Annotated in this window: 10 protein-coding genes; 3 read left to right on the forward strand and 7 right to left on the reverse strand. The window is 54.0% G+C overall.

The window, feature by feature from the left end:
- The first annotated feature begins 302 nt into the window (after positions 1-302).
- Complete coding sequence (locus tag K5Y30_RS02805; RefSeq protein WP_222210444.1) at positions 303-1,502, forward strand: enolase C-terminal domain-like protein; 1,200 nt, start codon at positions 303-305, stop codon at positions 1,500-1,502.
- A 1-nt stretch (position 1,503) separates the two neighbouring features.
- Here the strand turns inward: K5Y30_RS02805 and K5Y30_RS02810 are convergent, their stop codons facing one another.
- On the reverse strand, positions 1,504-2,220 hold the full coding sequence (locus tag K5Y30_RS02810; protein ID WP_192411866.1) for a GntR family transcriptional regulator: 717 nt from the start codon (positions 2,218-2,220) through the stop codon (positions 1,504-1,506).
- Positions 2,221-2,325: 105 nt separating this feature from the next.
- Positions 2,326-2,997 carry a pirin family protein gene (locus K5Y30_RS02815; protein WP_222210445.1) on the reverse strand — a complete coding sequence of 224 codons (672 nt, stop codon included), beginning with the start codon at positions 2,995-2,997 and terminating at the stop codon, positions 2,326-2,328.
- Positions 2,998-3,201: 204 nt separating this feature from the next.
- Here K5Y30_RS02815 and K5Y30_RS02820 point away from each other — a divergent pair, with 204 nt between their 5' ends.
- Positions 3,202-3,765 carry a TetR/AcrR family transcriptional regulator gene (locus K5Y30_RS02820; RefSeq protein WP_222210446.1) on the forward strand — a complete coding sequence of 188 codons (564 nt, stop codon included), beginning with the start codon at positions 3,202-3,204 and terminating at the stop codon, positions 3,763-3,765.
- Positions 3,766-3,767: 2 nt separating this feature from the next.
- On the opposite strand, the gene K5Y30_RS02825 is transcribed toward K5Y30_RS02820, so the two are convergent.
- The 5 genes from K5Y30_RS02825 to K5Y30_RS02845 all read right to left on the reverse strand — a co-directional run bounded on the left by K5Y30_RS02825 (position 3,768) and on the right by K5Y30_RS02845 (position 11,168).
- Positions 3,768-4,349 carry a TetR/AcrR family transcriptional regulator gene (locus K5Y30_RS02825; protein ID WP_222210447.1) on the reverse strand — a complete coding sequence of 194 codons (582 nt, stop codon included), beginning with the start codon at positions 4,347-4,349 and terminating at the stop codon, positions 3,768-3,770.
- Positions 4,350-4,480: 131 nt separating this feature from the next.
- Entirely contained in the window at positions 4,481-5,914 is a 1,434-nt protein-coding gene (locus K5Y30_RS02830) for an efflux transporter outer membrane subunit (protein WP_222210448.1), read from the reverse strand.
- 1 nt (position 5,915) lies between these two features.
- Positions 5,916-9,071: an efflux RND transporter permease subunit gene (locus K5Y30_RS02835; RefSeq protein ID WP_222210449.1), complete on the reverse strand. Its 3,156-nt coding sequence runs from the start codon at positions 9,069-9,071 to the stop codon at positions 5,916-5,918.
- A gap of 2 nt (positions 9,072-9,073) precedes the next feature.
- Entirely contained in the window at positions 9,074-10,216 is a 1,143-nt protein-coding gene (locus tag K5Y30_RS02840; protein WP_222210450.1) for an efflux RND transporter periplasmic adaptor subunit, read from the reverse strand.
- Positions 10,217-10,526: 310 nt separating this feature from the next.
- Entirely contained in the window at positions 10,527-11,168 is a 642-nt protein-coding gene (locus K5Y30_RS02845) for a glutamate racemase (protein WP_222210451.1), read from the reverse strand.
- A gap of 104 nt (positions 11,169-11,272) precedes the next feature.
- On the opposite strand from K5Y30_RS02845, the gene K5Y30_RS02850 reads away from it, so the two are divergent.
- A complete protein-coding gene (locus K5Y30_RS02850) occupies positions 11,273-11,824 on the forward strand; it encodes an AAA family ATPase (RefSeq protein WP_222210898.1) in 552 nt (183 codons plus the stop codon).
- The last annotated feature ends 27 nt before the right edge of the window (positions 11,825-11,851 follow it).

An 11,851-nucleotide genomic window follows, 5' to 3' on the forward strand; every position in this document is an offset into this window, starting at 1 on the left:
GTGCTCCTGAGGGAAGAAAAACAGCCTGATGAAATCTGCACTGGATGGTAATAAATAACGCTCGACAAAACAAACCAATAAATCATGACTGCTATCACAAAACCCGCTGCAACAGGGATATTAAGTTTTAAAATAGTAAATTGGTCTGTTTTTATCGCGATAAATACTCTTTTTTACTGACCAATATTTATTGGCTGAAAAAGGGTTTGCGTCTCAATAAAAACCCGGTAATGATACGCCAAAATAGCTTATCTACAGGCCTTGAAATTGAGCGCAGTCACTACGCCACAGGAGTATTTCACGTGACCCCAACTCTTATTGAAAGTATTGAGTGTTTTATTACCCGCCCCGATCGCCATAACCTTATTACCGTACGCGTCACCACCAATAAAGGGATTATCGGTCACGGCTGCGCCACCTTTCAACAGCGTCCTTTGGCGGTAAAAACCATGGTGGATGAGTATCTGGTGCCGCTATTAGTTGGACGCGATGCCAACAATATTGAAGACCTGTGGCAGATGATGAACGTTAATGCCTATTGGCGTAACGGGCCGGTGACCAACAATGCCATTTCGGGCGTGGATATGGCGCTGTGGGATATTAAATCGCAGTTAGCCGATATGCCTTTGTATCAGCTTTGGGGCGGCAAAGCGCGCGATGCGATTGCAGCTTACACCCATGCCAGCGGTGAAACGCTGGAGGAACTTTATACCTCCGTTGATAACGCCTTAGAGAAAGGCTATCGCCATATCCGCTGTCAGCTGGGCTTTTACGGCGGAACGCCGAAAGAACTCCACGCACCGGAAAATAGCACCTCCGGCGCTTACTACTCGCAGCAAGAGTACATGACGAATACGGTCGAGATGTTCCGCGCGTTGCGGGAGAAATACGGTCACTGTTTTGAAATACTGCATGACGTGCATGAGCGCTTATTCCCGCAGCAGGCCATTCAGCTGGTAAAACAGCTTGAGCCGTATATGCCCTACTTCCTTGAGGATGTGCTCCCACCCGCACAAACTGGCTGGCTAGCGCAGTTGCGTCAGCAAAGCGCGGTGCCGTTAGCGTTAGGCGAATTATTTAATAATCCCGCAGAATGGCACGAGTTAATTGTCAATCGTCGCATCGACTTTATTCGTTGTCACGTCTCGCAGATTGGTGGTATTACGCCGGCGCTGAAACTGGCTGCACTGTGTCAGGCATTTGGTGTGCGACTGGCATGGCACGGACCGGGCGATATGACGCCGATTGGCGTGGCGGTTAATACACATCTGAATATTCACCTGCACAATGCTGCGATACAGGAATTTATTCCACGCTCAACGCTGACGGATGCCATTTTCCCTGGCGCGCCGGAAATTAAAAATGGCTATCTCTATCCGCCGCAAGCATCAGGTATTGGCGTCGGCTTTGATCAGGCGTTAGCGGAAAAATATCCGGTGGTTTATCGTCCGCATGAATGGACGCAGAGTCGCCTGCCAGACGGCACCATGCACACGCCATAAGTTAACGCTGTTGCTGGCGGAAACGCAGATTATCCGGGTTATGCGGAATCAGATAGGTGCAGGTGTAATGAATATCAACGATGTCGCTGATTTCATACACCTGCCCGCCCTGCAAAATACCACGATTAATAATGTGCATCGCCGGACTGCCTTTTTTACAACCCAGTAGCGTCGCCTGTTCGCGATTAACGCTAATCGCGCGATAGCTGGTGAGTAAATGTGAGATTTGGTAGCCTTTGGACAACACATATTGCTGTATCGAGCGCTCAATAACCTCACCGTTGAGATCGGTAAATAAGGTTGCGGGCATACGCGATATTTCAATTTGTACTGCCACATTATCGACATAGCGCAGTCGGGAAAACTCCCAGATAAAGGCGTTGTCGTTAATGGCAAATATCTGTTGCTCATCACTATCGGGGCGCCTTTTACGCAGGCTGAGTGAGCGGTAATGCATCTGATCAAAGCGCTTTTCGGTGATCGAATTATAAACCAGCGGGTTATTACGCACCGTTTCATTAATCCAGATACCTGATCCCTGCACGATACGTACCGCGCCGATACTCACCAGTTTCTCCAGCGCCTGGCGGATAGTGAAACGCGATACGCCATACTCTTCGGCCAGCTGGCGTTCAGGCGGTAATTTGCGTGGCGCGGAGGTATCTTCCTGATAGATCTTGCTCAGCAAATCCTGGGTAACGAACTCTTTCTTTTTCATTGGATTACCCTCCTCCTGTGTGGTGTTCGCAGATGATAACACGATGTTATGAGGAGGAAGGGTTAGGTACGCATCAATGGGCAGAGGTCGCCATAAATGGCGACCCTACATCCCTTCCTGCACCAGAAAGGCGATTAGTGTTGCATCCCTTTCTCCCGTCAGCGCGGGCAATGGCGCGCTATCGCTCACGGAATCGCCCTTGTGCAACCGTTCATTATCGATACGCACAATGCCGTCCAGCACGGTAATCCAGCTGGAATAGCCTGCACGCTGTGGCACATCCACCTGTTGGCCGCGTTCCAGTTTCAGGTCATAAATATATACCGCCTGATTCAGTGGCAGTGGCGCCTCGCTGCCGTGCGGCCCTGCCAGTAACGTCCATGCGTTTGCTGCCGCACCGTCCACACGGGTAAAGGTATTGACCTGCGGTTCACCGCCGGTTTTTGCTGGGCGAATAGTAGCCTGCAGCATTTCGGTTTCGATAAAAGGCGCAGACTCGGCAAAGCGTATCCCGCTGCCGGCATTTAGCAGCAGCGCGCGTTTGGCGTTAAGGGAGTGCGTTTCACCCTGCTCGGTGCTGTGCAGCAGCGAACCGCGCCAAACGTAGCTGAAAATCTCGCTATCCTGATGAGAATGCAGCGGGATAGTGGCATCCAGTTGCAGCGTCATTTGGTCGACAATCGCCAGCGGTCCAAACGCTTCACCAGGACGCTGACGGCGAATGGTGAAAGGACCATATTCAAACAGCTGATCGCGTTGGGCGCGCAGGATGTTCATGATGTTATTCCTTGATGATTTTTTCTGTCCACCATCATAGTGGGCTGAAAAATCATGAACAGCAGACAAAACTGCTCGCTTAAATCAAAAAAACTGAACAACGCTAAAGCGCCGAAATAATAAGGTTGGGTTAATGTTTTTATTCATCGCCAGTACAGCTTTAATTGCGTAAAATAGCCGCTTTATTCTGTGAGTGTAATAATCATGAACCGAAGCGAACAGATTCTTGCCGCCGCCGAGCAATGCATGCGGCTGAAAGGCTTTCACCAGACATCGATTCAGAATATTGCTAACCAGGCCGACGTCAGCATTGGTTTAATTTATAAATACTATAAAAACAAAGAGGCGATCATTGAGGCATTAGTCACCAATGTAGTGCAGCGGATGATCACGCTACTCAATGCTGACTTTGAACGTATCGCGCATATGAAAGGACATTATCACGAAGCGGAAGATATTGTGCCGGCGGCAGTGGAAAACAGTATTATTCTGCTGATGGAAGTGTCATCTGAAGCCACGCGTAATAATCGCATCCAACAAATCATGCTCAATGCCTGGCATGAGCTTAAAAATAATTTTATTGCTCAGGAGCAGGCGCTGCACCCCGAGCAGGATGCCAATGCCATTCACACCCGCTTATATGTGATGTCGCTAATTATTGACGGCATTATTATTCGCCGCTGCATGAAGCAGCGCGATATGGCGCCGGGATTTATGCCGTTTTTCAATGCGGTGGTGAGTGATGTCTATCCGCACAGTGCAGTGTAAACTCAGCCGAACAGATGCTGGCTAAGAATGCCGTTGACCCGCTGCATTTCATTGTGATCGAGGTCGCTATCGCCAAAGGCGCGACAGGCAACGCCATCCACCAGCAGCAATAAAAATTGAATGCGATTGGCGTGCAGTGTTGGCTCGCTTTCAGGTTGTTGCGCGCGAAAAACAGCCTCTAACTCAGCAAGTAATAATTGCTCCTGCTGGGCCAGAATGGTGCGCACCGATTCATTACGCGACGCCTCAGAATACATTTCCAGTAATAATTTCCGGTCCTGACTCGGCCAATGCTGCCAGAATGGCGAATCAGCGTTGATAATATCCTGAGTCGATTGTTGCGCGGGTAAATATTGTACTAAAAACTGGCGCCAGTTCTGCGCGATGCTTTTTATTGTTTCCGTCACAATAAGCTCTTTACTGCTAAAGTAACGATATATTTGCCCTGCCCCTAACGCTGATTCGCGGCTAATATCCGCCATGCTGGCGCCATGAAATCCGGAGCGACTAAAACAGACTTTCGCTGCAGAAATAACCTGCTGCTGGCGCTGTAAGAGAAAATCGTCATGTTCAGAGTGACTCACATTGGCTCCGAAAAAGAATGTATCGTTTTAATCCCGTCATCATACGCGATGCGTTTCCGGTGAGAAACCATGACAATGTTTCCATTATTGGCGGTTGGTGCGCATAAATGCGCACCCTACGAAATCTGCAATTATTGCGCGCTCATTATTTCAGATTCTTTCAACGCCGTGCCGCCACCCATCACTTTATAGAAGGTGATCAAATTCAGGTAATAGGCTTGCTGCGTACTCACCAGATTGGTTCGGGCACTGTACAGCGTGCGCTGCGCGGTTAACGCATTGAGATAGCTATCAACACCGTTGCGGTAACGCAGATCCGCCAGATGATAATAGGTTTGCGATGCCGCCACATTATTCTGCTGACTGCTGAGCTGATCATTGATAGTACCGCGACGCGCCAGCGCATCCGCCACTTCCTGGAAGGCGGTTTGCACCGCTTTCTCATACGCCGCTACGTAATACTCCTTCTGTGCTTTGGTGTATTTCAGGTAAGAGACGTTGTAGCCGCCCTGGAAAATCGGCAGTGAAATGCTCGGCGCAAACGACCAAATGCCCGCCCCGTTTTTAAACAGCGTCGACAGATCGCTACTGCCGACGCCGCCGCTTCCCGTCAGCGTAATGCTCGGGAAGAAGTTGGCACGCGCCGCGCCGATACTGGCGTTGGCAGACTTGAGATTATGCTCGGCTTGCAACACATCAGGGCGATTCAGCAAGGCCTCCGATGAGACGCCCGCAGGCACCTCGCGCAGTGCGTTACCTATCGATTCAATGCTGTCAGGCAGCAGGTTATCCGGCACGCTGCGGCCCACCACCAAATCCAGCGCGTTTTTATCCTGCGCCACCAGCGTGCTGTAGCTGGCGACATCGGCCTGCGCGGATTGATAGGTGGTTTCCGCAGACGAGACATCCACCATTGAGGCGATACCATTTTCCATCTGCTTGCGCGTCACCTGCCATGATTGTCGCGCGCTCTCGGCGGTCTCTTTAGCAATCGCCAGATTGCTGCGATCGGCGGCGAGCTGCAGCCAGTAATCCACGGTGTTGTACAACACCGTCAGGCGCGTGCTGCGTGCGCCCTGCAGCGTGCCGAGATAGGTTTCATACTGCTCGCGCGTCAGGCTCTGGTTTTTGCCAAACAGATCGAGTTCAAACGAACTGACGCTACCTTCTGCCGAATAACTGTTGCTGATGGCGGTTTGATTGCCTTCGCCTGTTAACGCGCGCGAACGCGTGCCGCTCACGCCGGCGCTAATAGCCGGGAACAGATTGGCGCGCTCTTCACCGTATTGCGCATGCGCGGATTTAACGCTGGCCACCGCTTCACGCAAGTCGCGGCTGCTATCCAGCGCCATCGCCACCACCTGGCGCAGTTTGGCGTCGAGCACATAATCCTGCCAGCTCAGGTCGCGGTAGTTGCTGGCTGGTGTGCCTTGCAATGAACGATAGGCTTCACCGCTCGGCATCTGGCTGCTGACCGCGCCTTGCGGGCGCTCATAGTGCGGATCGAGCGACACACAACCCGACAGCAGCGCGGGAACCAATACCATTAAGAGTTTTGCCGACATGTTATTCCCCCGCCTTGGGCACAGATGCATGATTATCGTCATGCGGTATCGCCGGGAACACGCGACGCACCAGAACAAAGAACAGCGGTACAAAGAAGATCGCCAGCAAGGTAGCAGTCAGCGTGCCGCCAATAATACCGGTACCAATCGCAATACGGCTGTTGGCGCCCGCGCCGGTGGAAATCGCCAGCGGCAATACGCCAGCGGTAAATGCCAGCGAAGTCATAATGATGGGCCGCAGGCGCATCGATGCCGCGTGCGTCGCCGCCTTCACCAGGCTTTCCCCTTTGCGGTAATTGTCTTCGGCGAACTCAACGATCAGAATCGCGTTCTTCGCCGACAAGCCAATGATGGTTAACAGCGCCACCTGGAAGTAGACGTCGTTTTCCAGCCCGCGCAGGCTGATCGCCAGCAGCGAGCCGATCACGCCGAGCGGCACCACCATCATCACCGAGAACGGCACCGACCAGCTTTCATACAACGCCGCCAGGCACAGGAACACCACAATCAGCGAGATGCCATACAGCGACATCGCCTGGTTGCCGGAGAGTTTTTCCTGATAGGACAAGCCGCTCCACGCAAAAGTGGTGCCCACCGGCAGTTTCGCTGCCAGTTTTTCCATCGCGCTGATCGCATCCCCGGAACTCTTGCCGGCCGCCGCCGAACCTTCGATTTCGTAGGACGCGAGGCCGTTATAGCGAGACAACACATCCGGGCCGTACGCCCACTCTGAGGAGGCGAACGACGCAAACGGCACCATGGTGGTATTGCTGTTGCTATCGCTGCCGCGCACGTACCAGCGATCGATATCTTCCGGCTTGCTGCGGAACTGTTGATCGCCCTGCATGTAAACCTTCTTCACACGGCCACGATCGGTGAAGTCGTTGATGTAGCTGCCGCCGATCGCCGCACTGAGCGTGTCGTTGATGTCGCTGATGGTGAGACCCAGTGACTGCGCTTTTTCATCATCGATATTGACCTGCAGCTGCGGTAAATCCGGCAAGGTATTAGCACGCACCGCGCTGAGCAGCGGATCCTGATTGGCTTCGGCAATCAGCTGATTGCGCATCTGCAGTAGCTGGTCGCGCCCGGTGGCACCACGCGCCTGCAGCTCAAAGGTGAACCCGTCTGACTGCCCTAAACCGGACACCGACGGCGGCGAAAGCACGAAGATCTGCGCATCACGAATGCTGGCCAGGTTCGCCATGGCACGCGCGGCAATGGCATCGGCACTGTTTTCTGCACCTTTACGCTCGCTCCAGTTCTTCAGCGAGATAAAGCCAATCCCGGCGTTCTGGCCGCTACCGGCAAAACTGAAACCGTTCACCAGCATGCTGACGTTGACGTTGTCTTTTTCTTTGGTGGCGAAGTATTCCTGCACCTGACGACGAACCGCGCTGGTGCGGTTTTCCGTCGCGCCCGGTGCCAGTTGGTATTGCACCATGATATAGCCCTGATCCTCAGTCGGCAGGAAGCCGGTCGGCAAACGCATATACAGCACCGCGCAACCGATCAGCAGCACCGCGTAGAGCAGCAGATAGCGCACCGAACTGTGCAGCACATGACCCACGCCGTTGTGATAACGCGTCTGCACGCGCTCGTAGCTGCGATTAAACCAGCCGAAAAAGCCCTTTTGACCGCCTTCTTCGTTGTGCGGTTTGAGCAGCGTGGCGCACAACGCCGGCGTCAACGTTAACGCCACAATCACCGACAGCACCATAGATGACACAATGGTGATGGAGAACTGACGATAGATAACGCCGGTTGAGCCGCTAAAGAAGGTCATCGGCAGAAACACCGCCGACAGCACCAGCGCGATACCAATCAGCGCCCCGGTGATCTCTTTCATCGACTTTTCAGTGGCCTGACGCGGCGGCAAGCCCTCTTCGCGCATCACACGCTCGACGTTCTCCACCACCACGATTGCGTCATCCACTAACAGCCCGATGGCAAGCACCATGCCGAACATGGTTAAGGTGTTGATCGAATAACCGAACAGCGACAGCACGCCAAAGGTTCCCAGCAGCACCACCGGCACGGCAATCGCCGGAATCAGCGTGGTGCGGATGTTCTGCAGAAATACGAACATCACGATCACCACCAGAATCACCGCCTCGATCAGGGTTTTCACCACCTCTTCAATCGAGATTTTCACGAAGTCGGTGCTGTCGAGCGGATACGCCACTTCATAGCCCGGCGGCATGCTGCTGCGGAACTCGTCGATGGTGGCTTTCACCTGTTCGGCGGTTGAAAGCGCATTGGCGCCGGACGCCAGCTGCACCGCGATCCCTGAAGCCGGATGACCGTTCGCCAGCACGTTGGCGCTGTAATCCTCATCACCCATTTCCACGCGTGCCACATCACTCAGATGCACCACCGATCCGTCGCTTTGGCTTTTCAGCACGATATTGCGGAACTGTTCGGGCGTTTGCAGACGCGAGCGCGAACGCACGGTCGCCACCAGCTGCTGCTCTTTGCTGGCAGGTTGCGCGCCCAACTGACCGGAGGAAACCTGGGTGTTCTGGCTCTCTAGCGCGCTGGTCACATCAGACGGCATCAGCGAATAGGAGGCGAGTTTGGCGGGATCGAGCCAGATGCGCATGGCGTATTCAGCACCAAACACCTGCACGCTACCGACGCCCGGCACGCGCGCCAGCGTATCTTCCATGTTGCTGACCATGTAGTCCGCCACATCGGCCGAGGTGCTTTGGTTGGTTTTATCGTACAGCGCCAGAATCAGCAGGAAGTCGCTTTGCGCCTTCTCCACCGTCACGCCTTGCGTGGTAACGGACGTCGGCAAGCGGCTTTCGGCCTGCTGCACTTTGTTCTGCACCTGCACCTGCGCAATGTCCGGATCGGTGCCCTGCTGGAAAGTGACGCTGATTTTTACCTGGCCGGTTGAGGCGGTGCTGGTGGAATCGAAATAGAGCAAGCCGTCGAGGCCGGTGAGCTGCTGCTCGATCACCTGCGTGACGCTGCTTTCCAGCGTTTCCGCCGACGCGCCGGTGTAAGTGGCCTGAATACTGATCTGCGGCGGTGCGACGTCGGGATACTGCGCGATCGGCAGACTTTTAATGCTGAGCACGCCAAACATCATGATGCAGATGGCGATCACCCAGGCGAATACCGGGCGGCGAATAAAGAACTGAGCCAACATAGTTACTGGCCTCCGCTGCTGGCGCTGTTCGGCGTCACTTCAACTGCTTTTACCGTCATCCCGGCCTGCACTTTGGCGGTGCCTTCGACAATCAGCTTGTCGCCGCTGTTTAAGCCATGGGTGACCAGCCAGGTGTTGCCGATAACCCGATCGGTCACCACTTCCCGGCTCTGCACTTTGTTCTCGTTATCCACCACCAGCGCCGTGGCGTTGCCCTTGGCATCACGCGTGATGCCCTGCTGCGGTGCCAGAATCGCATCGTTTTTAATGCCGTTGGTGACGCTGGCGCGCACATACATGCCCGGCAACAATTCATGCTGCGGATTGGGGAAGATCGCGCGCAGCGTAACGGTCCCGGTGGCTTCATCAACCGCCACTTCGGTCAGTTCCAGCTTGCCGGGATGATCGTAATTACTGCCGTCTTCCAGTTTTACCGTTACCGGCACCACATCGCTGCTCTGCTGAAGGGAAGCCTGCTGACGCTTCAGTTTCAGCAGTTGCACGCTGGATTGGGTGAGATCGACATAGATCGGATCCAGCGCACGAATGGTCGCCAGCGCCGTGGTTTGTGCCGAGGTCACCAGCGCGCCTGGCGTTACCGACGAGATGCCGATGCGGCCAGAAATCGGCGCTTTGATTTGCGTGTAGTTGAGGTTGATACGGGCGCTTTCGACTGCGGCACGATATTGATCAACCGACGCCACGTTCTGTTGATAGGTTGCCAGCGCATCGTCGGCATCCTGACGCGATACGCCGTTCTCTTTCACCAGCGCGCTATAACGCGCGGATTTCAACTGGCTGCTTTTCACTAGCGCCTGTGCATTTTTCAACTGCGCAACGGCCTGATCGTAACTGGCCTGATAGCTGGCCGCATCGATTTGATACAGCACCTGACCGGCTTTGACTTCATCGCCTTCGGTAAACAGGCGTTTCTGGATGATGCCGTCCACCTGCGGACGCACTTCCGACACCATGCTGCCCACCACGCGTCCGGTGAGTTGGCTATCGAGCGTCACCGACTCAGTTTGCAGCGTTTTCACGCCAACTTCGGTGGTCATCTCGCCCGCTGGCGGGGCGCTATTCTGGTCACAGGCGGCGAGCAATAACACCAGCCCGGCGATGGCCGTGCGCTGAAAATTCTTCATGAATAATCCTGTAGTGAACGTTCATTCTCAATCTTGAGTCTACCAAATCGCGGATGTGGGCGTATGTCAGGAAAATGAAAAGAGCACTCCTGAAAAGCAGCAGCAGAATAGCGTCCTCTTTGATTGAGGATTTTTAGGGGTTAATCGCGATAGGTTACAAAGTGTTGCTAACGATAATGAGTAATAACCATTAATGCAAATGATTATTATTTACATGAGGGTGAACGTTAACCCGATGCGCGGCCTTACCTGCGCCTCGTAGGGTCGCCATGCATGGCGACCTCCATCCAGGTGCGCATCAATGCGCACCCTACGAAAAATCACGTACCACCTTTAACGCCAGCTGCGGGCTGGTTAATGGCTGACTATCGGCGCTAAACAGCCTGGACGCCGCCGCCATAGAAACCTGGGCCAGCGCCACATGATCCGCACCCTGCTGTTTCCCGTCTGCCACTGCTTGCACAATCATCTGCAGATACGCATCCTGTTGACCCGCTTTAAACGCCGCCCATGCGCCAGGAATCAGCTGCACCTCAGGATGCTGTTCAACCGGTAGCGTCGCTGGGCAAAACAGCGCGCGGGTAGCCGCTAACGTGGATTCCGCCGCACACAGCACCAGAGATTTTCCCGGCAAACGGTGCACTTCATCAGCCAGCATGCGATCGGTGCGATACACCGGGCAATCATGCCCTTCAGCGTTAAAATCATCGGCGACCGGCCCCAGCGTCGAGCAGGTAATCAGAATCGCGTCGAACCACGGCGTCAGGCTGCGTAACAGCTGTTCCAGTTTGTGCTGCTGCGACGCTGTCATGCCACCGGTCAGCTCGGCTTCCGCCAGCAAATGCGGCATCACAATATGACTTAGTTCGCCATTTCTCATGCCCAATGCGTGCGCGGCGTCATCGAAAATAGCGATATTACTGGCGGCGGTATGCAGGCAGGCGATGGTCATAATTGTTCCTGTTTAGCTTTTATGCTTCAATTTATGCAATTATTTTATATGATTATCAATCGGTTATTTCAACGGATTATCACATCGCTGCAAGGAATTTGATCATGGCTTCCTCTCTCACGCTTGCGGAACTTGGCCCACGTATCTGCATTCTGGGTCCATCGAATAGCGGAAAATCCACGCTAGCACAGGCCATTGCTGCTAAAACCGCATTGCCACTGATTCATCTTGACCAACTTTTTCATTTGCCAGGAACACATTGGCAGGCGCGCAGTGAAGCGGAGTTTCGACAACTGCATCTTGACGCTATTGCGGGTGAAAAATGGGTGATGGACGGTAATTATGTGCGCTGCCTTCCCGAACGCCTCATAAGATCCAGCGGAATAATCTTGCTTGATGTTCATCCCGCTCGCAGCCTACTGCGTTATATCCGCCGCACACTTTTTGATGCCCAACGCATAGGCGGCGTGGTTTCTCCCAACCAGCGCGAGCACCTTACCTGGGAAATGATCCGTTATTTGCTGGTAACTACGCCTGGCCATCGCCAACGCAATCGCCGGATGTTCGAACAGTGGACGCTACCCAAAGTGTTCCTGGCCTCTCCAGCCCAGCTCATCGCCTGCTATCAGGCGTGGGAATTGTCGCGCGCCAGATAAAAAAAGGCGCCACAGCGGGCGCCTTAT

The sequence above is a fragment of the Pantoea sp. DY-5 genome (assembly GCF_019795955.1).
Lineage (GTDB): Bacteria > Pseudomonadota > Gammaproteobacteria > Enterobacterales > Enterobacteriaceae > Pantoea > Pantoea leporis.